The organism is Arthrobacter bambusae (assembly GCF_030812595.1).
GTDB classification, from domain to species: Bacteria; Actinomycetota; Actinomycetes; order Actinomycetales; family Micrococcaceae; genus Arthrobacter; species Arthrobacter bambusae_B.
On record NZ_JAUSSZ010000004.1, the window covers coordinates 214,409 to 240,667 of the forward strand.

Consider the following 26,259-nt stretch of genomic DNA (forward strand, 5'->3'; position numbering starts at 1 on the left):
TTTCAGCCTCCTTGTACTGCGGTGACGATTTCGAGTTCGTCGCCTTCTGCGAGCGCGGTGGCAGCCCACTGGCTGCGCGGCACCACTTCGGAATTGCGTGCGACGGCGACGCCGATCTTGCGTCCGTCGGCCGCTTGGCCACTGGAGTCTACAACGCGTCCCGTGATGTGGCTGACGACGGTGGTCACAGACGCGTCGTCGCTTAGCGTGTGGTCTGCGCCGTTCAATTTGATGTTCATGCCTGGTCCTTCGGATGGGAATCTAGGGTTGCGGCCTGGGGGCTACCGGTCAGTGAGGCCCAAGCCGCGGAAAGCGGGCGCGAGAAGCGGTCCGGGCGGAATTTGTCCCACCGGGGATCGGCGGTGCCATCCATGAGTCCGACGCAGATTTTCGCGGCGGCTGGAGTGAGGAGCACGCCATGGCGGAAAAACCCGCTGGCTACGATGAGGCCGGGCACGGTCCCTTCGCGTCCTTCCACACGACCGAGGAGCGGTGCATTGTCCGGAGTGCCCGGCCGGGCACGGGCAGTTGCTTCCAGGAGCTCGAGTTCGGCAACAGCCGGGACAAGAACCTGGGCGTCCCGGAGCAACTGGTACACGCCACCGGCCGATACCGGATTGGCCGCTCCACCGGACGCCGACAAGCCGTCTTCGCGTTGCGTTGCCCCGATCACCACGGTCCCGTCGTCGCGGGGAACGACGTACACGGGAACTCCACGCACCATTCCGCGGACCGTGGCAGTGACGAGGGGTTGCAGGTGGTCCGGGACGCGCAGCCGCAGGATGTCGCCGTACACGGGACGCAACGGTAGCGACAATCCATCCGGCAGGCCGGTCAAGCGGGCGGCACCCAGTCCGTTGGCAACCACGGTTTCCGTGGCGAGCACCTTGATGCCGGAGCCGAGCCGCACCCCGACGACGCGCCCGTCCTCCCACAGGAGGCCCGCCGCAGTGTCCTCGACCGCAAAACCGCCGCCGGCCCCTTCAATCCAGCTGGAATCGGCGGGCTCGTGGTCTGCCAGCGCGCCGAGAATCGCGGCCGAAAGCCGGCGCGGATCCACTTGGTGGTCGCCCGGAATGTCGAACGCGCAGGAAATCTGCGGGCTCAGCAGCGGCTCACGCTCCCGGGCCTCGCGCAACGGCACCGATTCCACGTCCAGGCCGTTGGCGAGCTGGACGTCCCGGAGGTCCGCGAGCGCGCGGCGGTCCGCAGCATCCGCTCCGACGGCGAGGGTCGGCGTCGTGCGGTAACCCGTGCTGCGTCCAGTGCCTGAGCCGGTCACATTTCGTTCGAAGCCCGGCCACAACGCCGACGATTCGAGCATGAGCTCCAGGAGGTCCTCTTCCTGGTAGTGCAGTTCGCTGACGGGCGCCAACATCCCTGCCGCCGCGAAAGTAGCGCCGCTTGCCGGTGCGGGGTCGATGAGGGCAACCGAGCGGCCGGACCTTCGTGCTTCCCACGCGATGCCGAGGCCAACGACGCCGCCCCCGATCACCGCGACATCCGCGTGCAGGGGCTCGTTAGCGGGTTCGCGATGAGTGTTTACTTCGTCCATGGAGTCCTTCCCTACGCCGGTATTAGCCGGATCAGGTCAAGCGGTCGGCGCTGAAGCCCTCTCAGCCGCGCGGCGATTGTGACTGCCGCCGCGGCTCCCGCGGTACCACCCCAGTTTAGAGGAACTACTCTGTTTCCATGACCCAGCATGATGTCCACACCACCGCCCGCCTGTACCTCTGCACCGACGCCCGCAAGCACCAGGGTGATTTCGAGGAGTTTGTCGATGCCGCGTTCGAGGGCGGCGTGGACATCATCCAGCTGCGCGACAAGACGATTGAAGCGGCAGAGGAACTGGAGCTCCTGGAGATCCTGCAATCCGCGGCGCACCGCCACGGCCGCCTCTGGGCGGTCAACGACCGCGCCGACATCGCGTCCCTCTCCGGTGCACCCGTATTCCATATCGGCCAAAAGGACATTCCGCTTCGCTCAGCGCGCAAGCTGCTCCACGACCCCACGATTATCGGGCTCTCCACGCACACGCCGGATCAGGTTGACGCAGCCATCGCCGCCTCGCCCGGGCGCAGCGGCCTGGACTACTTCTGCGTCGGGCCCGTATGGGCCACGCCCACCAAGCCGGGACGCTCCGCCGTCGGGCTCGGCTTGGTGAAGTACGCCGCCGACGCCGTGAGGCGGGCCAACGAGGAGACAGTCGGCGGTGTTGTGCTCCCCTGGTTTGCGATCGGCGGCATCGATCTTGGCAACGTGGAAGAGGTAGTGCAGGCCGGCGCCAGCCGCATCGTGGTGGTACGCGCCATCACTGAGGCGGAGGATCCGACCGCAGCTGCCCGGGCACTCCTTGCCGCCTTGGACGCTGCGGCGGCCTAGCGAGACGCCGGGAGATTTTGGAGTTACCCTGACTTTCGTGTCACACCAGCGGATAGCCCCGAACGTCAGTGAGACGTCGAACCACCTCGCGGAAGCGCTGGCGGCGCTTCGGATTGAACTCGAGCTGCCCGCAGGCTATCCCGCTGAAGCGCTGCGCGATGCCGAAGCCGCGGTTTCCGGACACACCCTGCCGACGCTGGACCTCACGGATGTCCCCTTCATCACGATCGACCCGGCCTCTTCCACGGATCTGGACCAGGCTCTCTTCATTGAGCGGTCCGGCGAGGGTTACAGGGTTCTCTACGCCATCTCCGACGTGCCCTCCTTTGTGCCCCCGGGAGGAGCGCTCGACGCCGAGACCCGCCACCGCGGGCAAACCTACTATGCCCCGGACGGCCGCATACCGCTGCACCCCGAGATCATCAGCGAGCAAGCCGGAAGCCTGCTGGCCGGCCAGACTTGCGGCGCGTTCGTCTGGGACTTCGAGCTCGATGCCCAGGCGGAGTTCAGCACCGTCTCCGTCCGGAGGGCGAGCGTACGCAGCCGGGCCAAGCTCAACTACAAAGGCGTGCAGGCGGAAATCGATTCCGGAACGGCTGATCCCGTCCTCCAGCTACTCAAGGAGGTCGGGGTCAAGCGGGTGGAGCTCGAGCGCCGCCGCGGCGGCGCAAGCCTTAACATGCCTGAGCAGGAAATCGTCCAGCTGCCCGACGGCGAAGGCTACCGGATCGTCGCAGCTCCCTCGCTGCCGGTTGAGGACTGGAACGCACAGATTTCGCTCATGACCGGGATGGCCGCCGCCCAATTGATGCTCGACGGCAAGGTGGGAATCCTGCGCACCATGCCCGCGCCCGATGAGCGCTCGTTGCTGCATTTCAAACGGCAAGCAGGGGCACTCGGCAAGCCCTGGACCGAGGGGACCAGCTATGGCGAGTACCTGCGCACCCTCGATGCCAAGGACCCCCGGCAACTGGCCATCCTTCACTCCGCGGGGTTGCTTTTCCGTGGTGCCGGCTACACGCCTTTCGACGGCGAGGTGCCGGGCAGCGTGATGCAGTCAGCCATCGGGGCGCCGTATGCCCACACCACCGCGCCATTGCGCCGGTTGGTGGATCGTTTTGTCCTGGTCATCTGCGACGCACTGAGCAATGGAACACAGATCCCTGCATGGGCCCGGAATGCTTTGCCGAGCCTGCCGGAGATCATGGCGTCATCGGACCAGCTTGCCGCCAGAATGGAGCGCATGGCCCTGGACACCGTGCAGGCTGCCCTTCTCGTGAACCACATCGGCCAGGAATTCGACGCCGTGGTGATTTCCGGATCGAAGCCCGCCAAGAACAACGGAAACGGAAACGGCAACAGCAACGGCACCGGCAACAACGGCAGGGGCAATGGCAACGGGAACGGGAACGGGAACGGAGCCTCGCACGGCCCCTACGGCGTCGTCCAGATCGCCGAACCCGCGGTCACCGCTCGTTGCGACGGCGAAATGGAGTCGGGCACGAAGGTCCGCGTGAGACTGCTTGACGCGGACATTGCCACCCGCCAAATCACCTTCGAACTGCTCCCGTAGCGGACCCCGTTCGCAGGGCCGGGCGCGCGATCCGGGGTTTATGGCCCCCAGACGCTAGACTGGGTGGGTAGTAATGGATGCCCGGTCGTTGATTCAGTTAATTTTTTGACATCAACAAGCCCGCCCCTACGCGATCTTGAGATACACCAGCTGGTCACCAGTGCCAGTATTTAGATAGCCCGCGATCGGCTTCCACTGGATTTGCTTGCGCCCATTCGTGCTCCGGAACGGCCCTGCCACAACCGTTGAGCACGCGGCGCAGCCCAAATGAATAAGGAAAACTCCACTGTGAGTGAATTGCACACCCATGAAGTCCTGACAGACGGCACCGAGACGATCGAACCCGAGGAAACCATCTCCTCGAACGAAACACCCCACGAGATCGCAGAAAAGTCCTTCGCCGACTACAACGTCCGCGCCGACATTGTTGAGTCCCTCGCCGACGCCGGAATCACCCATCCCTTCCCCATCCAGTCAATGACCCTCCCGGTCGCCCTGGGCGGTCACGACATCATCGGCCAGGCCAAGACCGGTACCGGAAAGACCCTCGGCTTCGGCATTCCGGCGCTGCAGCGCGTCGTCGGACCGGACGACGCCGGCTACGACAAGCTCGCTGTCCCGGGTGCGCCCCAGGCCCTCGTGATTGTTCCTACCCGCGAACTCGCCGTTCAGGTGGCCAACGACCTCCAGACGGCATCGAGGAAGCGCAACGCCCGCATCGCCACCATCTATGGCGGCCGCGCTTACGAGCCCCAGATCGAAGCCCTGCACAAGGGCGTCGAGGTTGTTGTCGGCACGCCCGGCCGTTTGATCGACCTCTACAAGCAGAGGCACCTGAACCTCAAGAACGTTCGCATGGTGATTCTGGACGAGGCCGACGAGATGCTCGACCTGGGCTTCCTTCCGGACGTCGAGACCCTGATCGCCGCCACGCCAGCGGTCCGCCAGACCCTGCTCTTTTCTGCGACGATGCCGGGCCCTGTCATCGCCATGGCCCGCCGCTACATGACCCAGCCCACGCACATCCGTGCTGCCGACCCGGACGACGAGGGCCTGACCAAGCGCGACATCCGGCAGCTCATCTACCGTGCCCACAGCATGGACAAGGTCGAGGTCGTCGCCCGCATCCTGCAGGCCCGCGGCCGCGGCCGGACCATCATCTTCACCAAGACCAAGCGCACCGCCGCCAAGGTTGCCGAGGAACTCGTGGACCGCGGCTTCGCAGCCGCCGCAATCCACGGTGACCTGGGCCAGGGCGCCCGCGAGCAGGCACTCCGCGCCTTCCGCAACAACAAGGTGGACGTCCTCGTGGCCACCGATGTCGCCGCCCGTGGCATCGACGTCGATGACGTCACTCACGTGATCAACTACCAGTGCGTCGAAGACGAAAAGATCTACTTGCACCGCGTTGGCCGCACCGGCCGTGCAGGCAACAAGGGCACGGCCGTGACCTTCGTCGACTGGGACGACATGCCGCGCTGGGGCCTGATCAACAAGGCGCTCGGCCTAAGCTACCCGGAGCCCGTGGAAACATACTCCTCCTCGCCGCACCTCTTCGAGGATCTGGACATCCCCGCGGGCACCAAGGGCCGCCTGCCCCGCGACAAGCGCACCCTCGCGGGCGTCGACGCCGAGGTCCTGGAAGACCTGGGCGAGACCGGCAAGAAGAACTCCCGTTCCGGCGGCGATTCCGGGCGTGGACGCACGGGCCGCGATGCCCGTCGTGAAGGTGGCCGCCGCGGTACGAACTCCAGCGATGCTCCGTCCCGCGAAGGAGAGGGTGAGGGCGGACGCAACCGCACCCGCCGCCGTCGTACGTCCCAAGGCGAAGCAGCACCCGCAGAAGCCGCTACCCGGTCCGCCGAGTCCCGGTCCAACGAGCCGCAGTCCGGCGAGGGCGCGGACAAGCCTTCCCGCGCACGCCGTTCCCGCACCCGCCGCCGCAACGGCGAAGTGGTCTCCACTTCGGGTGCGTCCGGCGAGAGCACCGAGGCTTAACGGCCTCAATGACTGACATTGTTTGGGCGCCGGACGGCAGCAATTTGGTGGTTCACGCGGATAACGCGGATTTCCTCCCGACGCTGCCGGACGGCGCCTTCACACTGATTTACGTGGACCCGCCCTTCAACACGGGCCGGGTCCAAAGCCGCCAGGAAATGCGCATGGTCCGCAACGCCGATGGCGACGGCGATCGGCTCGGCTTCAAGGGTCGCTCATATGACACCATCAAGGGCGCCCTGCACAGCTACGACGACGCCTTCAGCGACTACTGGTCCTTCTTGGAACCCCGGCTTGTGGAAGCCTGGCGCCTGCTCGCCGACGACGGGACACTGTACCTGCATCTCGACTACCGCGAGGTGCACTACGCGAAGGTCATGCTGGACTCGATCTTCGGCCGGGAGTGTTTCCTAAACGAGATCATCTGGGCCTACGATTACGGCGCCCGCGCCAAGAACCGCTGGCCCACCAAGCACGACAACATCCTCGTGTACGTCAAGAACCCCGCAAAGTACCACTTCGACAACGCCGAGGTTGACCGTGAGCCGTACATGGCGCCTGGCCTCGTGACGCCGGCCAAACGCGAACTCGGCAAGCTTCCCACGGACGTTTGGTGGCACACCATCGTTTCCCCGACCGGCAGGGAAAAGACCGGCTACCCAACGCAAAAGCCGGAAGGACTCGTCCGACGGATCGTCACCGCATCCAGCCGGCCAGGAGACTGGTGCCTCGATTTCTTCGCCGGCTCGGGCACGCTCGGCTCAGTCGCGGCGAAACTCGAGCGCAGGTTCGTATGCGTGGACCAGAACGCCCCGGCTATCGACGTGATGCGCAAGCGCTTGGACGGCAAGGCCACCTTTCTACCCCAACTGACCCGCCCTGGGAGCCAGACGGGCTGAGGGGACGTCCGTCAGCGGACCACGGAACTTCCCGTGCCCAACTCCTCGATCCGGGCCAGGACATCGGGGGACGTCAGGTTCTCCCCGAGCAGATTGGGCTTGCCGGTACCGTGGTAATCGGACGAACCGGTCATGAACAAACCGTGCTCGGCAGCCAGGCGCCGCAGGAACACGCGGCCTTCCTCGGGATTGTCGCGGTGCTCCACTTCCAGCCCCAGGAGGCCGGCATCGATCATTTCCCGGTAAGTCCGTTCTCCGACCACGCGGCCGCGGGCCGAAGCCACCGGATGCGCGAAGACGGGGACACCGCCCGCCGCCCGGACAAGCTTGACGGCGAGCGCCGGGTCCGGCGCATAGTGCTGCACGAAGTACCGCGAGTGTGAAGTCAGGATCGCGGTGAACGCCTCGGAGCGGCTCCCCACCGCACCGGCCGCCACGAGGGCGTCGGCGATGTGGGGGCGCCCCACGGTGGCACCCGGAGCCACATGATGGATGACATCGTCCCAGCTCAAGGGGTAATCCTCGGCCAGTAGCGTGACCATGCGCTTGGCCCGGATGAGCCTCGCGTCTTTTGCCTTCGTAATTTCCTCTAGCAGGCCGGGATGGCCGGGATCATGGAGATAGCTCAGCAGGTGGACGCTGATCCCTTCCTGGGTCCTGCACGAAATCTCCATCCCGGGGACGAAAGCTACCCCGAATTCGAGCGCGGCGGCGGAAGCCTGATCCCATCCGTCGGTGGAGTCGTGGTCCGTCAAAGCCACCACGTCCAGACCCGCAGCAGACGCGGAAGCGATCACTCCCGCGGGAGCTTCGGTCCCGTCGGAAACATTGGAGTGCGCGTGCAGATCGATCTTCACTTTCCAAGCGTATTTGATCAGGGACGGCTTGGACCGTTTCGGCGTTGGCCTAGTGTCGACCTTGATGGGACTATGGGACGGTGAACGATGCAGATAACACCCAAAACGGTGAAACCACAGCCTCCCAGCCACTGGAGGAGCGCGTCAACAACCGCTCCCAGCGGCCCACATCCGATGCCTTCAAGGCGTTCATGGCCAGCAACTGGGCGCCCGCGCCGCAGGTGACCCCTGCGCGTGACGCCGTCGCAGACCACGCCGCCACGCGTCGTCGGGCCATCTCCGAGAAGTTCCCGGGCCTGCGCCTCGTCATCCCGGCCGGCCCCCTCAAGGTCCGCTCGAACGATACCGACTACCGCTTCCGCCCCCACTCCGCGTTCGCCCACCTCACGGGCCTGGGCCTGGACCACGAGCCCGATGCCGTGCTGGTCCTTGAACCCGTCGAGGAGGGAACCGGCGACGACGGCGGCAACCACCTCGCGACGCTCTACTTCCGCCCCCTGGCCGGCCGGGACACGGAGCAGTTCTACGCTGACTCGCGTTCCGGTGAGTTCTGGATCGGCGCGCGCCCGACGCTCGCCGAGTTCGAAGCGCGCCTTGGGCTCAGGACGGCGCACGTGGACGAACTCGAAATGGCCATCACCAAGAACGTGGGTGCCCCGGAAATCGGCGGCATCGCCGTCCGCCTGGTCCGCAAAGTTGACGAGAACATCGATGCCCTCGTGGACACCGCCCGCTACAACACGGCCAAGGACCCGGAGAACCTGGACCTCGGTGAACTCGATGCCCTCGACGAACTGCTCAGCGAGGCGCTCTCCGAGTTGCGCTTGCTCAAGGACGCCTGGGAAATCGAGCAGATGAAGATCGCAGTGTCTGCGACGGTGGAGGGTTTCGCCGACGTCGTTCGGGCTCTTCCCCGCGCCATGACCCACCACCGCGGCGAACGCGTCGTCGAAGGCGCTTTCTTCGCGCGGGCCCGTGAGGAAGGGAACGAACTTGGCTACGACACCATCGCGGCCGCCGGAAACAACGCGACGGTCCTGCACTGGACCCGGAACACGGGCAAGGTCAACGCCGGGGAACTGCTGCTGTTGGACGCAGGCGTGGAGGCAGATTCGCTCTACACAGCAGACGTCACGCGCACCATTCCCGCCAACGGAAAGTTCTCGGACGTCCAGCGCAAGGTCTACGAAGCGGTACTTGACGCCGCCGACGCCGGATTCGCGGCAGCCCAGCCCGGCGTGAAGTTCCGCGACATCCACACCGCCGCCACCACGGTCCTCGCGGAGCGCCTCGCAGAGTGGGGCCTGCTCCCGGTCTCCGTGGAGGAAGCCATCAGTCCTGAAGGCCAGCAGCACCGCCGGTGGATGCCGCACGGCACGAGCCACCACCTTGGGTTGGACGTCCACGACTGTGCGCAGGCCAAGCGTGAGCTCTACCTGGACGGCGTACTCACCGAGGGCATGGTGTTCACCATCGAACCCGGGCTCTACTTCAAGGAGGAAGACCTCGCCATTCCGGCGGAGTACCGCGGAATCGGCGTCCGGATCGAGGACGACATCCTGATGACCGCGGACGGTCCCGTCAACCTCAGCGCCGCCCTCCCCCGCAAGGCCGACGACGTCGAGTCCTGGATGGCGGGCATCTACCAGGAAGCCGAAGCCTAGGCACTGCGGCAAAATCACTGCGGCAAACACAAGAGGAGGGCTACCGGAGCGATCCGGTAGCCCTCCTCTTTTGCTTTGGAGATGGCCCGCAAACACGTAGACGCCGCCCACCGACCACTTAATTTCGGGTTTTTCACACTGAGATTTGGCGTTTTGACCACTGAGATTGACGAAATCCACACGGAGACGCCCGTCCGCGCTTATACCCTGCACCTATGCGTTCTGGGGCCGTCGAGACATGAGCATTGTCCATCTTCCCGCAATTTGCCTCAAAAACGTTCGTCGCCAGTATGACGACGGTGCCGGAAACAAGAAAACTGCGCTGGACATTGCCGAATTGAAGATCCAGCCTGGTGAACTCGTGGCTGTCATTGGACCATCCGGCTCCGGCAAGTCAACACTTCTTCAATTGGTCGGAGGACTCGATTCGCCAACTGCGGGAAGTATCGACGTAGCAGGGCTCCGGATTTCAGGCATGGACGAAAAGCAGAAGACAATCTTCCGACGTGAGAATGTTGGATTCATTTTCCAGGCATTCCATCTTGTTCCAAGCATGACGGTGGTGGAGAACGCCGCATTGTCGTCGATTGTCGCCGGTCAAGGAGGCTTTCATTGGCGGGCAGATGCGCTGGTGCTGCTCGATCAGCTGGGACTGTTGGAATATGCCGACCGGTTTCCTGATCAACTATCAGGTGGGCAACGCCAGCGGGTCGCCGTAGCCCGGGCGCTATTCGGGGCTCCCAGCGTCGTCTTAGCCGATGAGCCGACAGGAAGTCTCGACTCCGGGAACAGGGATATTGTCCTCCGTCTGATTCGCGACGCGATCGGAGTCGGTCTTCGCACGAGTGGGCTGATCGTCACCCATGATCCGTATGCCGCGAGTTACGCCGACCGGATCATCGCGCTGCGGGACGGGAAGATCGTTGGTCAACTTGACCTGACCCTCAACGGACCGCCTCAGGAGGGAGAGTCTCACCATGATGAGCGCGTTCGCTCGTGGTTTGCGGCAACTTCGCTTTGATTTTCCCCGCTACGGAGTAGCCGCGGTTGCGCTGGTATTCGGCGTTGCGCTCATTTTCGGCACCGTGCTCACGTCGAAGAGCATCAACGACCAGCTGTCGCAAGGAGTCGGTTCGCTGTCAGGCATAGGTGACGTCGCGGTGGTCCCTGCTATCCCGGGGACCACGGTCCCGGAGAGCGCAGGAAGGGCCGTCGCGGATCTCCCTGGCGTTGCGACGCCAATCCCGACTCTGGCGCGGAATACAAGCGTTCGGCCCACGGGAACCGATGGCGCCGGCCATCCTCTGACGATTACGGGCTACCCCACCACGTTCAACACAGAGCTTCAACGCATGAGGCCGGAGCTACGGGGCGGGCTTCCTGCCGCAAACAAGCCCGAGGCCCTGGTTCCGTCTGATGTAGCTTCGCGCTTAGGCGTAGACGTGGGCGATTGGCTGGTGGTCGCGTCGAGCGGCGGGACCACTCAACTGCGGGTCGCAGGCGTGTTCAACGGCAGGATTCTTGGTCCGCTGGCGTACGACAACATCTTTGTCGACTTGGCGTATGCCCAGACGATGTTCAACCAACAGGGCCAAGTATCAAGGGCGGACATCCAGCTGGTAGCAGGCCACTCCGCGGAACGCTGGCAGAGCGAATACTCGTCCAGTCTGCCCCCTCAGTTCAAAGTACAGGACACTTCTGCACTCAGTTCGTCCCTTGGTCCGCTCATCGCTGTTGTTTCCCTCATCTTGATGATCGCTTCCTGCACCGTCCTCGGAATCTCGGTCCTCCTATCGGCAACGGCCTTCCAATCCGTCGTGAATGCCCGCCGGCTCTCCTACGGAGTCATGAGAGCCGTCGGCGCCCGCGGCTCCTGGCTGGCGGGCGCTGTCTTGTGCGAGGCCCTGATGCTCACGTTCGCGTGTTCATTGCTCGGGTTGGGGCTTGGCTTTGGCGTCAGCTGGGTCCTCAACCAAGGCCTATCATCGATCGGCAACATACCTCCAGCAGCCGTGGCGGCAGAACTTTGGCAAGTTCTGCTTGCCATCCTGAGCGGGGTCGCCGCCGGCTGCGCCGGGGCAGTGCGGGCCATAATCAAAGTGCTGCGTCAGGCACCTCTCACGGCTATTTCACCTGAAGCCGCGGACCGCAGGTCAGGGCAGAGACTCCATGCCGCGGTCGGCGTGACGCTCCTCGCGTTGGGAGCCGCCAGCTACTGGCTTGACCCGGTCATTGTGAAGCTCGTTGGATTCGTCTTGTCGTTGGCCGCGGCGGGATTGCTTGCCCCGCTGATTCTCGAGGCCACCGCCACGCTGGAGATCTTTAAACGGTGGACGGCCAAGGCTGCGGCCCAGCGACTGCGCAAACACGCATCGCTCGACTCCACCACGGCCATCATGGGCATTGTCGTCTGCCTTGGGGCCGCCCTTGTGATCGGAGTCGGCTCGGTAAGGAGTGCGATGATGGAGCAGATTGCCCGCCAATTCGGAGCCGACATTCAAATATCCTCCACGACTCCTATCACGGAAAAACTAGACGAACGCCTTGAGTCCATCGAAATGATCGGCAAGGTTTCAGACACAGTTTGGGATCGCGGAGCATTGCAGTTCCAAGGGACCTCGAGCAACGTGGCAATCCTTGCCGTCGATCCAAACAGTTATTTCGCCACGGCACAACTTCCGTGGCGGCGTGGAAGCGACGGGACTGCGCCTGTTGCCTTGGAAAAGGGAGGCGCGGTCATCATTCCTGAAGCTTTAGCCGCGAGTCACGATATTTCCTTGGGCGACACCATCCGACTGGATCGGGCAGGCAAGACACTCTCGCTTCGACTCGTCGGGACGTATGCGTCCTTGGCAACAGGGAACCAAGTGGTGATGAGTCGCGACGAGGCAGCAGAACTCGGCATTTCCGGATCCAATGGCTGGAATGTAGAAGCGAGGCCGGGTGTCGACGTCACAGCGCTCCGGAATACGATCGCTGATTCGGTTGCCGACATCCCTGGGGTCTCGGTGATCACGGCCGCCAAAATGAAGGAGCGCGCAGAATCAGAGCTCGGCTCCTACACGGGAGCCGCATTCGGCATCGTTGTGCTTGCGCTCAGTCTCGGCGCAGTCAGCGCGGCTGGCCTGTTCTCAGTCGGCGTCGCTCGTCGGGAGAAAGAGTTCGGGATGTTGCGCGCGATTGGTGCCACCCGCGGCGACATCATGAGGCTCGTAACCCTTGACGCGATCTTGATCGGAATTGCGGCGCTTGCTTCAGGACTCCTCGTTGGTCAGTTCGCTGGCTGGGTACTAACCCAGCTAGTCGCCGGGGCGCTCGGAGTGGCGCTGAGCCCGCCTGTGCCCGTCCTCGCGTTCGGTGGAATCGCAATCGTCACCCTGGCGGCGTTATCGCTCGCAGCGATAGGACCGGGCCGCCGGGCGGCTCGAATACAGCCCGTGGCGGCACTGAAGACTGACTGATGCTCGGCACAGGAGGAGGAACGAATATGGGGTTCCGGCTGTGCGGCCCACTAACAGTTACTGCTTGGCCGGGTCCTCGCCGTTCGCGGCTTCTTCGCCGGTCCCGGGTTCGTTCACTCGGACACCGTACTGCGGGCGTCCGTCGGGCAGGTCCGGGTAGCGGACGCCGCTGGTTGGCCGCGCGGCCGCTGGCGGGGTATCCGCGGCAGGTTGGGCGGCGTCGGCCGCCCCCTGTCCGGCTTCAGGACCACGCTGGCCGTAGGGATCCTGCCAAGACGCCGGGCGCTCGGGAGCCCCGCCCTGGTGTGCACCGGGATGGGCCGGCGGGTTCCGGTAGTCCTGCGGGGTGTATGCCTGCGGGGGCCGGCCGAAAGCCGCCTCCGAGGGATTCATTGGCAACTGGTGAAGGAGGCGGCGCGCTTCATGGGCTGCCTCCAACGCGACAATGACGTCGTAGTTCGTCGCAACCACCTGGCTGGTGGAGGTGAAGTCCCGCTTGCCTCGCTGCGCGGCGTAAGTGACAATCCCAAAGAGCATGAAGAATGCCGCGCCCATGAGGACCGAGGTCACAATCGAGAAGGGACCGCCGGCCGGCGTAAAGAAGGACAGCATGACGCCCACGAACAAGCCGAACCACATACCGCTCAAGGCGCCGGACAAAGCAACCCGCGGGTAACTGAGCCGCCCCGTGACCCGCTCCACCATTTTCAGGTCGTTTCCGACGATGGAGACATGCTGGACGGGGAACTGCTGGTCGGCAAGGTAATCCACCGCCTTTTGGGCATCGAGATAGGAAGTGTAAGAGCCCACGGTGTCGCCCTTGGGGACGCTCCGGGATTCCTCCGTGGCCTTGGGGGCACCGAAAATGTTCGCCATACCCCCATTCTGTCCCATACACATGTGAACCGGCTGGAATTCAGCTAAAAGAGAGCAGACTCGGTAGCCTGTAAGGGTGAGCACAAATCCTTCACGCGTCTTTGTTGCGCGCCTGCTCGGCCTCGACGTTTTCGACCCCGTGGGCGATCGGCTGGGCCGGCTGCGCGATGTCGTGGTGCTCTCGCGCGGCTTGCGCGGGGCCCCGCATGCAGTGGGCATCGTCGTCGAGGTCCCCGGCAAGAAGCGGGTATTCGTTCCCATGACCCGGCTGACGTCGATGGACCAGGCCCAGATCATCTGCACCGGCCTGGTCAATCTGCGGCGCTTCCAGCAACGCGGTGCCGAGCAGCTGGTGGTCGGCGAGCTCTTTGACCGCAAGGTAACCCTCAAGGACGGCAGCGGCGACGCCATAATCGAAGACATCGCCCTGGACCAGCAGCGCAACGGTGAATGGCTGGTCTCCAAGCTTTTCGTTCGACGCGGCACGTCCACCTCAAGGCTTCGGGGGCTGCGCCGTGGCCACACCCTGCTGGTGGACTGGGCGGAGACATTGCAGGGCTCCGCAAACGATCCCCAGGGTGCGAGCCACTTCGTTGCCACCCACGAGGACCTCAAACCGGCCGACTTCGCGGACGCACTCCAGGAGATGTCGGACAAGCGACGGATCGAAGTAGCCAGCGAGCTGCAGGACGAACGCCTCGCAGACGTGCTCCAGGAATTGCCTGAAGAAGACCAGGTGACGCTCCTGTCCGCTTTGGACAACGAACGCGCGGCCGACGTGCTGGAAGAAATGGACCCGGACGACGCCGCAGACCTGTTGGCGGACCTGCCGTCCGCCAAAGCCGAGGAACTGCTGCTCCTCATGGAGCCCGACGAGGCCGACGACGTCCGCAGGCTCCTGCAGTATGACGAAGACACTGCCGGCGGGCTCATGACCCCCGTGCCCGTTATTCTTCCCCCGGAAGCCACAGTCGCCGAAGCGCTCGCCCACGTGCGCAGCGAGGAGCTCTCCCCCGCGCTGGCCTCGGCGATCTTCATCTGCCGCCCGCCGTTGGAGACCCCCACGGGGCGGTTCCTCGGCGTCGTGCATATCCAGCAATTGCTCCGCAGTGCCCCGCCCGAACAGCTGGGAAGCATCGTGGACAAGAACCTGGAGCCGGTTTCCGATCACGCCAGCGTCAGCGAGGTCAGCCACACCATGGCCTCCTACAACCTCAACTCCCTCCCGGTCGTCAATAGCGCCGGTCGCCTAGTAGGGGCGGTGACTGTTGATGACCTCTTGGACCACTTGCTTCCGGACGACTGGCGAACCCACGACGACGGAGCCCCGATCAGGAAACTAGGAGGCCGAATTGGCTGAGAAGCCCACCAGCGGCGGACTGGACACCCCGCTCGAGCTGCGCTCCCGCATGCTCCCGAGTTTCAGCAGCGACCCCGATGCCTTCGGCCGCTTTGCCGAGCGCTTCGCCCGCTACATGGGCACGGCGAATTTCCTTTTCTACATGACGATCTTCGTGGTCGTCTGGATAGCGATCAACGTCATTGGCTTGTTCGGCTTCCAATGGGATCCCTACCCATTCATCCTCCTCAATCTTTTTTTCTCCACCCAGGCCTCCTACGCCGCTCCCCTGATCCTGTTGGCACAGAACCGCCAGGACGACAGGGACCGCGTGACGATCGAGCAGGACCGCGCACGTGACGAGCGCAACCTGGCTGACACCGAATACCTGACGCGTGAGGTCGCGGCCCTTCGCATCGCCTTGCGTGAGGTAGCCACGAGGGACTACGTGCGTGCCGAACTCCGCTCGCTGCTGTCGGATCTGCTTGACGCCCAGGAGGAAATGGGCACGAACAATCGCGATGGCTCGAATAACGGCGATAAGACCAAGGACAAGCGCGACAAACAGCGCAATCCCAAGACCCAGCAAATCCCGAAAGTCCACCCAGCGCACTCCAGCGCCACTGAAGCAGAATCCGGACTCTCGACAGTCGGCACTTCGCCGAGCACAGGTTCCCCCACCCAGCCCGAAAGCTGAATGCACACCCCATGAGCACCCCATCCGCCGAGGCCCTCAACGCTGCCTTGGCAACCGTCATCGATCCCGAACTCCGCCGTCCCATCACTGAATTGGGAATGCTGGATTCGGTAGAGGCCAATCCGGACGGAACCGTCCGGGTTGCCGTGCTGCTGACCATCGCAGGATGCCCCCTCCGTGAGACCATCACGGCCGACGCCACCGCCGCCCTTGCCCGGGTTCCGGGCGTGACAGGCGTCGAGGTCGAGCTCAAGGTCATGACGCAGCCCCAACGCGACGCCCTCAAGGAACGCTTGCGGGGCGCTGGCGGCCAACGCGGAATCCCTTTCAACGAACCCGGCTCGCTGACAAAGGTTTTCGCCGTGGCCAGCGGCAAGGGTGGTGTGGGGAAGTCCTCGGTGACGGTCAACCTTGCGTGCGCCCTTGCAGCGCAGGGCCTGCGTGTAGGAATCGTCGACGCCGATGTCCACGGCTTCTCCGTGCCGGGTCTCATGGGAATCACGCAGCAGCCCACGCGGGTGGACGACATGATCCTCCCGCCTGTGGGCTTCGGCGTGAAGGTGATCTCCGTTGGCATGTTTGTTTCCGGGAACAAGGCAGTCGCCTGGCGCGGACCCATGTTGCACCGCGCCTTGGAGCAATTCCTCACGGACGTCTACTTCGGCGATCTAGATGCCCTGTTCCTGGATCTTCCGCCCGGCACGGGCGACATCGCCATTTCGGTGGCCCAGCTGCTTCCCAACGCTGAAATCCTCGTCGTGACCACCCCGCAGGCCGCAGCAGCGGATGTTGCCGAGAGGGCCGGGACCATCGCGACGCAGACAGGCCAGAAGCTTGCCGGAGTCGTGGAGAACATGTCCTTCCTGGAGATGCCCGACGGCGGCAGGATGGAATTGTTCGGAAGCGGCGGCGGCCTTGTGCTTGCTGAGCGGCTGAGCGCCGCCGTCGGAACGGATGTCCCGCTGCTGGGACAAATTCCTTTGGACATCCGTCTGCGCGAAGGCGGAGACGCGGGCCGCCCTGTGGTGTTGACGGCTCCCGAGTCGGCCGCAGCACAAGCCCTTCAGGGCATCGCGGGAAAGCTCAACGCCAAGCCACGCGGCCTGGCCGGAATGTCCCTCGGGATCCAGCCGAAATAGCTTCTAGGTGGCCTCGGCGTCGAAGGGCGCTTTCTCGCCGACGGAAAGCCGTTCGACCACCCGTTCGGGAACTTTCGGTCCAGGGTCCGCTGTTGCTACAGCGACAGGCGCACCGTCGCTGACAGGTTTCGTGTCGTCGTCGAGCAGTGCTTCCTTGATGATCCGGCGCGGATCGTACTGGCGCGGATCATACTTCTTCCAGTCGACGTCATCTATATCGATGCCGACTTCTTCCTTGATCTGCTCACGTGCGCCGGAGGCCATGCGCCGCAGTTCCTTGACCAGATTGGTCAACTTCCGTGTGTATTCGGGCAAACGGCTGGGCCCGATCACGATGACGCCGATGATCAGCAGGACGATGAACTCCGAGCCATTGATTCCAAACACGTATCGAAGGTTACCTTGTCCGTTGGTCCGCTCAGAAACCTGCGACGCCTGCGAGGGCATGGAGTCCCCGCTGCAGCCGTTCATTCCAGGTCTCGCCACTGGTTTCGGCGGGCCGGGCAACCACCAGCGAATCGCCTGCCTTCACGAGCTCCGGAACCGCCCTTGCTGACTGATCGGCAGGCATGTCGGAGGAATAGCGCAGCACGGCAACCGGCGAGGAGTAGACGGCTTGCCACGCGGCCCCCTGGGTGATGGAGAGTTGGGTCCCTGAAGTGCCGCTGCCCTCCAAGTGCTGCTCCACCAAGGTGGCGTGGTGGTCACCGTCGCTGAGGTCCAGCTCAACGGCAGGGTGCCCGTCCTGCATCAAGGCCCGGGCGGAAACCATGTGATATCCCATGCTTGCCATTTCGGGACATGCCCAGCCGTCCTTCCGTAGTTCGGACAACTGCTGCTCACTCAGGCTTACTGTCCCTGCCACGCTGACGGGCAGGCTCAGCTGTGAACCTGTCACGGGGAGCTGCTCTCCAGCGTTTCCCGGCACCGTTGAACTGACCAGGGTCCGGATTTCCTGCTCTCCCCGGTTGGATGCCTGCGGCGCAACTTCCCCGCCGAGCGCGTAGGCTGCAACCGCCAGGATCCCGGCGCTCACTGCGAGTCCTCCGGCCGCGGCGCTGGCCAGCCGGATGCCGTGCCACACGCTTCGCTGGGGCACTGGGCGTTCGGGGATATCGGATTGCGCCAACCGCTGGGTATGTTCGATCAGCCTGTTGGTGAAATCCCGGCTGGCCTCGGGGACCGCGGCACGGCGAAGCCGCTCCAGGTACTGGCGTTCCCGCAGGACTGCGGCATGGCACTCAGAGCATTCCTGCAGATGGCGGGGGGCGCGGCTGTGCCGGATATCTCCCCTGGTCAGACCACGCCGTCGTTTCAGCAGACCCATCGGCGCTTACAGGAGACCGGCGATGCGCGGCATCTTGAGCCGCGGCTTGCGGGCTTGGACAGGACGCGGATCCCGGTGCGCCAACTTTTCGCGGAGCATTGTCCGTCCGCGGTGGATGCGGGACCTGACGGTCCCCAGCTTCACGTCGAGAGCTTCGGCGACCTCGTCGTATGACAGGCCTTCAAGATCGCAAAGCACGACGGCGGCGCGAAAGTCGGGAGGGAGTTCTTCCAAGGCGCGCTGCACGTCAAGATCGAGGTTGTTCAACTCGAAGCTCTGCTCGGGACCGGGTTCATGCCCCGGCAGCCGGGACTCGGCGTCTTCGGCCAGGGCATCGAAGCGTATGCGGCTTTTCCGGCGGGCTTGGTCGAGGAAGAGGTTGGTGGTGATGCGGTGCAGCCAGCCATCGAGTGTGCCTGGCTTGAAGTTTTCGAGCGAGCGGAAGACCCGAACGAAGACTTCCTGGGTGAGGTCCTCGGCGTCGAACTTGTTTCCAGTGAGTCGATAGGCAAGGCGAAAAACCTTGGCGGAGTGATTCTCCACCACTTCCTCCCAGCTCGGCCTGACCCACTCCTCGGCCGGAGGGGCCGTGTCGGTGGAACCCAGGACTGCTGCCGTTGTCTGGACTGGCGCAGCACTTGATGCCCGCATCGTCCGCTCCCCTCAAACTGTTTGTCATCCTGCCGGTCACTCAGGAGTTCGTTACCGGCCCTCACTTGGATGGCTGGAAATATATCATCCCAGTATTGGCTGAGATTTAGCTGATCATGGCCATGCTTTTCCCGCAGAGCGAACATTGTCCGGAGGACACCCGCAATCCGTCCTGGAGACACAGACCGGAGACACAGAATTGCGGGCCGCAGGCGTCCGGGCTGGGCGGCCCCTTGCCAGTAGTCTGGAAGCAATACCCCTCTCCCTGGAAAGCGAACCCCCATGAGTGCCGACAAGTCAACCAGCTGGTCCTATGCAGAAGACCTGCCTGCCGAGGACGACGTGTTGCTTCGCGCCCGTGAACGCTCCTTCGAGCTGGGCGTTACTCCTGTCAGTCCCGGCGTTGGCGCCGTCCTGACAGTCCTGGCCGCGGCCTCGAAAGCCCAGACGGTCGTAGAGGTCGGATCCGGAGCAGGGGTCTCCGGCGTGTGCCTGTTGCGAGGCCTCAGCCCCCAGGCGGTCCTGACCACCATCGACGTCGACGTCGAGCACCTCAAGGCCGCCCGCGAGGCCTTCCTGGAATCCGGCAGTCCGGCGAACCGCACGCGGACAATCTCCGGCCGCGCAGCCGACGTACTTCCGCGCCTGACCGACTCTGCTTACGACCTCGTGTTCATCGACGCCGACAAGCCCAACTTTCCCGGTTACGTCCAGCAAGCCATCAGGCTCCTCAAGTCGGGTGGAACTTTGGTCATCAATGACGCCTTGGACAAGGACAAGGTTTCCAACCCGGCTGCCAGGGACAGCACCACCGTGGTGCTGCGCCAGATCGGTAAGTCCATCCGCGACGACGAACGGCTCTCCTCTGCGATGCTTCCGACGGGTGACGGCTTGCTGGTGGCGGTCAAGAAGTAGTCGGCGGCCGTTCGCTCTCAGGCTTAAACATGAAAGCAGGGCGCCGGCTCTTCTGCCGGGCCCTGCCCAGTGAATCTATTCGGTAACGCCTACGAGGCATTCCTTGAGGTTCGCCGCCTCTGCTGCGTTGAGCTCGACCACCAGCCGTCCTCCGCCTTCGAGCGGCACACGCATGATCAGGCTGCGGCCCTCTTTGGTTACTTCCATAGGGCCGTCGCCAGTACGTGGTTTCATAGCCGCCATTAGGAAAATCCCCTCCAGTTGTCCCAAGTCCCGCCAACCCGGCCGGGCTGGCTCCGCGTGGAATATACGGCGTCGACAGTCGTGGCTCTTTAGTCGTCGTCGCCGAGCACCCGAGGGTGCTTTTGTCCTTGCTTGTGTCCATTATCTCGTAATTACCCGCCCGTAGCTAATTGATGGACTTTTCCCGGCGGCCCAGGTTCGCGCTTGAACAGGGGAAAGGGACCCGCGGGATCACGGAGGATAGTCGCCGCCGCCCGGCAGCGGCGCCCATGCCCACAGCCAGACAATCCAGACGATCTGGAGGAGGAAGAACATGAGCACCACGGTGCCGCGATAGGCCTTCGAGCGGGACAACCAAGCGGCGCTGAGTGCCAGGGGGAACAGGGGCAGGAGCATCCGGAAGGTACTCGTCTGGGGCTGCAGGAAGACCAAAAGGTAGCCCATGTAGCACGTGCACCACAATCTCAGTTCGGTGCCCAATGCCCGTACGGGTTTGCTCAACATCAACAGGGCGAAGAGCGCAACGAAGAGAAACGGCGCCAGAATACCGAGAACGGGCCCGAAGAGCATTTGACCGGTCTCGAACCAAGGCTTGAATGGAACCAGGTCCGCCCCGCGCCAAACAGTCTCGGTCTTCGTGTACGCCAGCGGATCCCCCGTGACGGCCCAGGCAATGGCCGGCCACGCGAGGGCACCTGCAACGCTGACCACCACGAGGGCGGCCAGGGATCCAAGTTCCCGTAGCGTCGGCACTGTAGCTGTCGGCACGGCGGCAGTCACGGACCCGGCGTCCGGGCGGCGCCTAAGCCTCTTCCACAAGTGGTGGAGCAGGAGCAGCCCCGCCATGGCTGCGAAGGGTACGCCCGTAGGCCTCGAGAGGCACATCAGCAGTACCACGGGCATCGCAGCGAGGTACCGGCGACGCACCACGAGCAGAAGGCAGCCGGCCAGCAGCAAGGTGTTCAGGGATTCCGCATAGGGAACCTGAAGGATGGCCGAGACGGGGAACATCGAGAAGAAGGTCACTGCCCACAGCGCCGTGGTGCGCCCGGCGTATTCCCGGAACAACTTGTAGACCACCAGTGCCGCCCCCAGCCCGGACACCACGGCAACGACTGTCAGGGCCGGCAGGGTCGCCAGTCCGGTGAGAGCACCGAGAGCCCTGCCTAGGTAGGGAAACAAAGGATAGAACGCCCACGAATTTTCCGCGACGCCGCCGTTCGCATTGGCCGGCAAGACAGGCGGATAACCGTTGTCTGTGGCTTCGGCGTACCAGCGCCCGTCCCAGATCGTGATGAAATTCCAGTAGTCAGGTGCGGGCGGAAACCACGGATTGACGCCTTGCTGCAGTGCCGCAGCCATGAAGATACAAGCGCTGACGAGTCTCGAGGCGATGTAGACGAGGCCGACCTGGACCCACCACGGCCAGCCCACGGCATGGGCTCCGAGGCGGCGCAGTCTTCGGGCCAAGGATCCCTTCGGGGTCCTCGCTTCGATTGCCTGGGTCACTCTTTCGGTTCTTCCTGGTCCCCGGTTGCTTCAAGTGCCAGTTTCAGCCGCTCTATTTCCTTCTCCTGGGAGGTGAGCTGATCCCTCAACTCATCGAGCACCTGATCCACCTGGTCCATCCGGTAGCCCCTCAGGCCAAGGGCAAACCGCACGCGGTCGACGTCGGCCCCCTTGGCTCCGGCAGGCAGCAGAACCGGCGGCAGGTTCGGGACGGGTTCGTCCAACCCGGCGCCGGAGTCGAGGCTGGATTTGGCCATTCCGGCGCCGAGGAACACCACGGCACCGATAATGACAATCGCGAGAAAGACCAGAAAAAAGCTCACAACAACCATCGTGCCAGACTGAGCTGGGAGCTCGATGCCGGCAGCGCTACTCCGGGCGCTGGTCCCCGTTGGTCGAAGGCGGACGGGGGATTCCGTGCAGGACGCGGTGAACCGCGTCCGCGGGATCGTCCACAAGCTGGATGAGGTCCAGGTCCTTTTCGGAAACCATCCCTTCGGCCACCAAGGTGCCTTTGATCCATTCGATCATCGGGCTCCAGAAGTCGACCCCCAGAAGGACGATGGGGAACGATGTCACCTTGCGGGTCTGCACCAGGACCATGGCCTCAAACAATTCGTCCAACGTTCCCAGTCCGCCTGGCAGCACGATGAAACCTTGCGCGTACTTGACGAACATGGTCTTGCGGGCGAAGAAGTACCTGAAGTTGATGCCAAGGTCCACCCACCGGTTGAGGCCTTGTTCGAAGGGCAGCTCGATTCCCAGCCCAACGGAAACGCCGTTGCCTTCCACAGCTCCCCTGTTGGCCGCTTCCATGGATCCGGGGCCGCCGCCGGTAATGACGGCGACGCCGGCTTCCGCGAGGTGGCGGCCGACCTGCACGCCCATGTCGTAGAAGCTGGTACCCGGCTTGGTGCGGGCGGAGCCAAAAACGCTGACAGCGGGGCCGAGCTCGGCGAGCGCACCGAACCCTTCAACGAATTCGCTCTGGATCCGCAGGACCCGCCAGGGATCGGTGTGGATGAAGTGGTCGGCTCCCCTGGTGTCCAGGAGCCGCTGGTCCGACATCGGCACTGCGGCCTGTTTACGCCGAAGCTCCAAGGGTCCTTTGTGCTTGGCTGGCGGATCCGCGGCTACGGCCGGAGCTGGCGCTGCCGATCCGTTGCTCATCGCCTTGCCATTGGCGTCTGGACTAGGAACTTGGGGCTGGCTGGTACTCATTGACCTAGGCTAGCGCGGATGGCGGCTGCTGCCGTTCCGGCGCGGCCCTGTAGATTGCGGCGCGCTGAACCCCACCCACTATTTGCTGTCAAATAGCTGCAAGCGAGGTATCTGTTGAATCACGATCCGCGGAAGTTCCTGTGACGTGGCTCAACTTGAATCATTTCTTCGCTAGATTCGTTACATGACTATTCAAGCCACCAGCGATGCCCTCGTTTCCCTGAATGGCGTCAATAAGCACTTTGGTCAACTGCATGTCCTGAAGGACATCAACCTTCAGGTCAAAAAGGGTGAGGTCGTGGTGGTTATCGGGCCGTCCGGCTCTGGCAAATCCACCCTGTGCCGGGCCATCAACAGGTTAGAGACCATCGATACAGGTGAGATTTCGATCGACGGCAAGAAGCTGCCGGAGGAAGGCAAGGAGCTTGCACTCCTCCGGGCCGACGTCGGGATGGTTTTCCAATCCTTCAACCTGTTCGCCCACAAGACGATTCTGGAAAACGTCACCCTGGGGCCGATCAAGGTCCGGAAACTGGACAAGGCAACGGCGGAGAAGGAAGCCATGGCCCTGTTGGAGCGGGTAGGCGTCGGGCAGCAAGCACCAAAGTCACCCGCGCAGCTTTCCGGTGGCCAGCAGCAGCGCGTCGCAATTGCCAGGGCGCTCGCCATGAAGCCGAAGGTCATGCTGTTCGACGAGCCAACCTCGGCACTTGATCCGGAAATGATCAACGAGGTCCTGGATGTCATGGTCCAACTGGCCAAGGAAGGCATGACCATGATCGTGGTCACACACGAAATGGGCTTTGCGCGCAAGGCAGCCGATCGCGTGGTCTTCATGGCGGACGGACAGATCGTCGAGGACGCCAAGCCCGAGGAATTCTTCACAAATCCCCAAAGCAACCGTGCGAAGGATTTCCTCTCCAAGCTCCTGACCCACTAGCACGCTCGCACCCGGGCCGCGGGAGCGGCCGCTCAATGAAAGGAATCCCATGAAGTCTTTTATCACCCGGAGGAAATCCCTCCTGGTCGCCGCAAGCGCGGCTGTCGCCCTGACGCTGAGCGCCTGCGGGGGTGGCGGAGGCGGCGGCACCAGTGCGCCCAGCACCGAGTCCGCACCCTTCACCGTTGCCCAGAATGTTTCCATTTCCGGCAGCCCCACGTTCGACACGATCAAGTCGAACGGCAAAGTCAGGATTGGCGTCAAGCAGGACCAGCCGGGCCTTGGATTCAAGGATGCCGCCAGTGGCGAGTACAGCGGTTTTGATATCCAGATTGCCGAATGGATTGCAGCTTCGCTCGGCTACTCCAAGGACAAGATCGAATTCAAGCCGATCCCCTCGGCCAACCGCGAATCCGCCATTACCAACGGCGACATCGACTACTACGTCGGTACCTACTCCATCACGGACAAGCGCAAGCAGTTGATCGATTTTGCCGGCCCCTACTTCGTGACCGGCCAGGGCCTCCTGGTCAAGAAGGACAACACGACCATCAACAGCGAGAAAGACCTCTCCGGTAAGAACGTCTGCTCTGCAACGGGTTCGACCCCGATCCAGAACATCAAGGCGAACTTCCCCGGCACCAAGACCACTGAGTTCGACACGTACTCACAGTGTGTCGAGGCCCTCAAGAGTGGCCAGGTAGATGCTGTGACTACCGACCAGGCAATCCTGATCGGCTACGCCTCCCAGGACACCGACAACCTCAAGGTGGTCGGCCAGCCGTTCACTGTTGAGAAATACGGTGTAGGCATGAAGAAGGGCGACACAGCCCTCCGCAAGTTCGTGAACAAGATGTTCACCGACGGCGGCTCCGTGTGGCAGAAGATCTACGACTCCACGCTGGGCCAGTCCGGCACCAAGGTCTCCCAGCCCGCAGTGGACAACTACTAAACCCATGTTGAGGGGGCGGCGAATGGCCGCCCCCTCAAACATCGGCTGAAAGCGACCATTCTGTGAATACGCTGCTGAATAATTCGGACCTGTTCATCACAGGGTTCCGGAACACCCTCACCCTTTTCATCGTTTCCGGGATCTTCTCCCTGATCCTGGGCACGATCGTGGCGACGCTGCGGGTTTCCCCGATCCCGGCGATGCGCGCCGCAGCGACTTTGTACATCAACGTTGTGCGGAACACCCCGTTGACGTTGGTTTTGTTCTTCTTTGCACTGGGATACCCGAAGCTCGGCCTCGTGGAGATTGACTTCATGACCGCTGCGACCATCGGCCTCAGCCTGTACACCGCTACTTATGTGGCGGAAGCCGTGCGCTCAGGTATCAATACGGTGCCCGTGGGCCAGGCCGAGGCCGCGCGCGCCATCGGCCTGCCGTTCACCCAAACCCTGACGCTCGTAATCCTCCCCCAGGCTTTCCGAGCCGTCATCCCGCCCATGTTCAGTGTGTTCATTGCATTGCTGAAGAACACCACCGTAGCTGCTGGCTTCTCAGTCGCCGAAGCAGGATCCATCCGTTCGAATCTTTCAGAGCGCGGTGAGCCTGCCATGGCCGGGCTGCTCTGGGTCGCACTAGTCTTCGTTCTGCTCGTTTTCATACTTTCGTTTATCCAGCGGAAGCTTGAAAAGAAATGGAAGGTGGCCCGATGAGCTCGGTCCTTTTTGACGCTCCAGGACCAAAGGCCCGCGCACGCTACCGGATTCTCGGCGTCGTAACCGCCCTGGTCATTATCGCCATCGTCGGATTCATCATTCTTCGCTTCGCCCAAAGCGGGCAGTTCGATGCGAAGAAGTGGCACTTGTTCACCTTCCCGCTGGTCCAGCAGACCATCATCCAATCGGTGGGTGCGACCCTTTCGGCTTTTGCGACGGCAGCCGTATTGAGCCTGGTGCTGGGTGTCTTCCTGGCGTTCGGCCGGCTCTCCGACCGAAAGTGGATCAGCTTGCCCTGCTACGGATTCACGGAACTCTTCCGTGCCATTCCCTTGCTGATCCTCATGATGATCTTCTACTACGGGCTTCCGCCACTCGGTGTCCAGGGCATCACGCCCTTCACGGCAGTCGTCGCAGGCCTGGTGCTCTACAACGGCTCGGTGCTCGCGGAAGTCTTCCGCGCCGGTATCGAATCGCTGCCCCGGGGCCAGAGCGAGGCAGGCTACGCCATCGGCTTGCCGAAAAGCGCGGTCATGACAAACATCCTGCTTCCGCAGGCTGTCCGTTCGATGCTCCCGGTGATCATCTCCCAGCTCGTGGTCATCCTTAAGGACACCGCGTTGGGCTTCATCGTGACCTACAACGAGATCCTCTTCCAAGCAAAGTACTTCGGAAGCCAGGCCCAGTACGGATCGCCCATCATTCCGTCCGCGATCATCGCCGGTGTCCTGTACGTCGGAATGTGCCTGATCCTTGCCGGGATCGCAAAGTGGCTTGAAAGCCGGATGCGCCGCAACGTGAAAGTGGTCAAGGTGGCCAAGTCGGAGATCGTGGCTGTCGAAGGCTAGGCCCAAGATCTCCGAAGTCGTGGGTGTGGCCCGTGAGCTTGGTTCCGGAACCAAG

26 protein-coding genes and 1 riboswitch are annotated in these 26,259 nt (G+C 63.3%); of the genes, 15 read left to right on the forward strand and 11 right to left on the reverse strand.

Translation table 11 applies throughout. The annotated features are described in order from the left end of the window. Positions 1–2: 2 nt before the first annotated feature. Both thiS and thiO read right to left on the reverse strand, forming a co-directional pair. A complete protein-coding gene (gene thiS, locus J2S96_RS08130) occupies positions 3–239 on the reverse strand; it encodes a sulfur carrier protein ThiS (protein ID WP_306861635.1) in 237 nt (78 codons plus the stop codon). Then, complete coding sequence (gene thiO / locus J2S96_RS08135; protein ID WP_306861637.1) at positions 236–1,555, reverse strand: glycine oxidase ThiO; 1,320 nt, start codon at positions 1,553–1,555, stop codon at positions 236–238. Before thiO ends, thiS begins: the two co-directional genes overlap by 4 nt. Further along, positions 1,547–1,666: riboswitch (TPP riboswitch) on the reverse strand. Its footprint overlaps the gene before it by 9 nt. Positions 1,667–1,692: 26 nt before the next feature. Here thiO and thiE point away from each other — a divergent pair. From thiE to J2S96_RS08155, 4 genes are all read left to right on the forward strand, one after another. Then, a complete protein-coding gene (gene thiE / locus J2S96_RS08140) occupies positions 1,693–2,382 on the forward strand; it encodes a thiamine phosphate synthase (protein WP_306861639.1) in 690 nt (229 codons plus the stop codon). A 37-nt stretch (positions 2,383–2,419) separates the two neighbouring features. Then, complete coding sequence (locus tag J2S96_RS08145; protein WP_306861640.1) at positions 2,420–3,955, forward strand: RNB domain-containing ribonuclease; 1,536 nt, start codon at positions 2,420–2,422, stop codon at positions 3,953–3,955. Between the two features lie 288 nt (positions 3,956–4,243). Continuing rightward, positions 4,244–5,953, forward strand: coding sequence for a DEAD/DEAH box helicase (locus J2S96_RS08150; protein WP_306861643.1), 1,710 nt, complete (start codon positions 4,244–4,246; stop codon positions 5,951–5,953). Positions 5,954–5,961: 8 nt separating this feature from the next. After that, the gene (locus tag J2S96_RS08155) at positions 5,962–6,852 is read left to right on the forward strand and encodes a DNA-methyltransferase (protein ID WP_306861645.1); all 891 of its coding nucleotides are present in this window, start codon (positions 5,962–5,964) and stop codon (positions 6,850–6,852) included. 11 nt (positions 6,853–6,863) lie between these two features. On the opposite strand, the gene J2S96_RS08160 is transcribed toward J2S96_RS08155, so the two are convergent. Further along, positions 6,864–7,709, reverse strand: coding sequence for a PHP domain-containing protein (locus tag J2S96_RS08160; RefSeq protein WP_306861646.1), 846 nt, complete (start codon positions 7,707–7,709; stop codon positions 6,864–6,866). 80 nt (positions 7,710–7,789) lie between these two features. Between J2S96_RS08160 and J2S96_RS08165 the strand changes: the two genes are divergently transcribed. The 3 genes from J2S96_RS08165 to J2S96_RS08175 all read left to right on the forward strand — a co-directional run bounded on the left by J2S96_RS08165 (position 7,790) and on the right by J2S96_RS08175 (position 12,834). After that, positions 7,790–9,373: an aminopeptidase P family protein gene (locus J2S96_RS08165; RefSeq protein WP_306861650.1), complete on the forward strand. Its 1,584-nt coding sequence runs from the start codon at positions 7,790–7,792 to the stop codon at positions 9,371–9,373. Between the two features lie 238 nt (positions 9,374–9,611). Beyond that, a complete protein-coding gene (locus J2S96_RS08170) occupies positions 9,612–10,394 on the forward strand; it encodes an ABC transporter ATP-binding protein (protein WP_306861652.1) in 783 nt (260 codons plus the stop codon). Continuing rightward, positions 10,351–12,834 carry an FtsX-like permease family protein gene (locus J2S96_RS08175; RefSeq protein ID WP_306861654.1) on the forward strand — a complete coding sequence of 828 codons (2,484 nt, stop codon included), beginning with the start codon at positions 10,351–10,353 and terminating at the stop codon, positions 12,832–12,834. Before J2S96_RS08170 ends, J2S96_RS08175 begins: the two co-directional genes overlap by 44 nt. A gap of 57 nt (positions 12,835–12,891) precedes the next feature. Here J2S96_RS08175 and J2S96_RS08180 read toward each other — a convergent pair whose 3' ends face one another. Beyond that, positions 12,892–13,710: a general stress protein gene (locus J2S96_RS08180; RefSeq protein WP_306861656.1), complete on the reverse strand. Its 819-nt coding sequence runs from the start codon at positions 13,708–13,710 to the stop codon at positions 12,892–12,894. A gap of 76 nt (positions 13,711–13,786) precedes the next feature. On the opposite strand from J2S96_RS08180, the gene J2S96_RS08185 reads away from it, so the two are divergent. Genes J2S96_RS08185 through J2S96_RS08195 form a run of 3 tightly spaced genes read left to right on the forward strand, consistent with a single transcriptional unit; the run spans position 13,787 to position 16,885 of the window. Further along, positions 13,787–15,070 carry a magnesium transporter MgtE N-terminal domain-containing protein gene (locus tag J2S96_RS08185; protein ID WP_306861658.1) on the forward strand — a complete coding sequence of 428 codons (1,284 nt, stop codon included), beginning with the start codon at positions 13,787–13,789 and terminating at the stop codon, positions 15,068–15,070. A gap of 49 nt (positions 15,071–15,119) precedes the next feature. Next, entirely contained in the window at positions 15,120–15,746 is a 627-nt protein-coding gene (locus J2S96_RS08190) for a DUF1003 domain-containing protein (protein WP_306861778.1), read from the forward strand. Positions 15,747–15,757: 11 nt separating this feature from the next. After that, positions 15,758–16,885 carry an Mrp/NBP35 family ATP-binding protein gene (locus tag J2S96_RS08195; protein ID WP_306861660.1) on the forward strand — a complete coding sequence of 376 codons (1,128 nt, stop codon included), beginning with the start codon at positions 15,758–15,760 and terminating at the stop codon, positions 16,883–16,885. A gap of 3 nt (positions 16,886–16,888) precedes the next feature. Here J2S96_RS08195 and J2S96_RS08200 read toward each other — a convergent pair whose 3' ends face one another. From J2S96_RS08200 to sigE, 3 genes are read right to left on the reverse strand one after another with little or no spacing between them, the layout of a single operon-like run. Beyond that, positions 16,889–17,272, reverse strand: a complete 384-nt coding sequence (locus J2S96_RS08200) for a twin-arginine translocase TatA/TatE family subunit (RefSeq protein WP_306861662.1) — start codon at positions 17,270–17,272, stop codon at positions 16,889–16,891. 31 nt (positions 17,273–17,303) lie between these two features. After that, positions 17,304–18,212 carry a hypothetical protein gene (locus J2S96_RS08205; RefSeq protein WP_306861664.1) on the reverse strand — a complete coding sequence of 303 codons (909 nt, stop codon included), beginning with the start codon at positions 18,210–18,212 and terminating at the stop codon, positions 17,304–17,306. Positions 18,213–18,218: 6 nt separating this feature from the next. Beyond that, positions 18,219–18,863: an RNA polymerase sigma factor SigE gene (sigE, locus tag J2S96_RS08210; RefSeq protein ID WP_234748318.1), complete on the reverse strand. Its 645-nt coding sequence runs from the start codon at positions 18,861–18,863 to the stop codon at positions 18,219–18,221. A gap of 282 nt (positions 18,864–19,145) precedes the next feature. On the opposite strand from sigE, the gene J2S96_RS08215 reads away from it, so the two are divergent. Then, positions 19,146–19,778 carry an O-methyltransferase gene (locus J2S96_RS08215; protein ID WP_306861666.1) on the forward strand — a complete coding sequence of 211 codons (633 nt, stop codon included), beginning with the start codon at positions 19,146–19,148 and terminating at the stop codon, positions 19,776–19,778. Positions 19,779–19,853: 75 nt separating this feature from the next. On the opposite strand, the gene J2S96_RS08220 is transcribed toward J2S96_RS08215, so the two are convergent. From J2S96_RS08220 to J2S96_RS08235, 4 genes are all read right to left on the reverse strand, one after another. Further along, positions 19,854–20,021, reverse strand: coding sequence for a DUF3117 domain-containing protein (locus J2S96_RS08220; RefSeq protein WP_009357720.1), 168 nt, complete (start codon positions 20,019–20,021; stop codon positions 19,854–19,856). A 231-nt stretch (positions 20,022–20,252) separates the two neighbouring features. Then, complete coding sequence (locus tag J2S96_RS08225) at positions 20,253–21,491, reverse strand: hypothetical protein (RefSeq protein WP_306861780.1); 1,239 nt, start codon at positions 21,489–21,491, stop codon at positions 20,253–20,255. A gap of 35 nt (positions 21,492–21,526) precedes the next feature. Further along, positions 21,527–21,862: a DivIVA domain-containing protein gene (locus tag J2S96_RS08230; protein ID WP_306861682.1), complete on the reverse strand. Its 336-nt coding sequence runs from the start codon at positions 21,860–21,862 to the stop codon at positions 21,527–21,529. A 37-nt stretch (positions 21,863–21,899) separates the two neighbouring features. Next, on the reverse strand, positions 21,900–22,700 hold the full coding sequence (locus J2S96_RS08235; protein WP_306861782.1) for a TIGR00730 family Rossman fold protein: 801 nt from the start codon (positions 22,698–22,700) through the stop codon (positions 21,900–21,902). Between the two features lie 235 nt (positions 22,701–22,935). Between J2S96_RS08235 and J2S96_RS08240 the strand changes: the two genes are divergently transcribed. The 4 genes from J2S96_RS08240 (at position 22,936) to J2S96_RS08255 (ending at position 26,204) form a co-directional block, all read left to right on the forward strand. Then, a complete protein-coding gene (locus J2S96_RS08240) occupies positions 22,936–23,691 on the forward strand; it encodes an amino acid ABC transporter ATP-binding protein (protein WP_306861684.1) in 756 nt (251 codons plus the stop codon). Between the two features lie 49 nt (positions 23,692–23,740). Continuing rightward, positions 23,741–24,643, forward strand: a complete 903-nt coding sequence (locus J2S96_RS08245) for a glutamate ABC transporter substrate-binding protein (protein WP_306861686.1) — start codon at positions 23,741–23,743, stop codon at positions 24,641–24,643. 62 nt (positions 24,644–24,705) lie between these two features. After that, positions 24,706–25,353 carry an amino acid ABC transporter permease gene (locus J2S96_RS08250; RefSeq protein ID WP_306861687.1) on the forward strand — a complete coding sequence of 216 codons (648 nt, stop codon included), beginning with the start codon at positions 24,706–24,708 and terminating at the stop codon, positions 25,351–25,353. Continuing rightward, complete coding sequence (locus tag J2S96_RS08255) at positions 25,350–26,204, forward strand: amino acid ABC transporter permease (RefSeq protein ID WP_306861689.1); 855 nt, start codon at positions 25,350–25,352, stop codon at positions 26,202–26,204. Before J2S96_RS08250 ends, J2S96_RS08255 begins: the two co-directional genes overlap by 4 nt. Positions 26,205–26,259 lie beyond the last annotated feature (55 nt).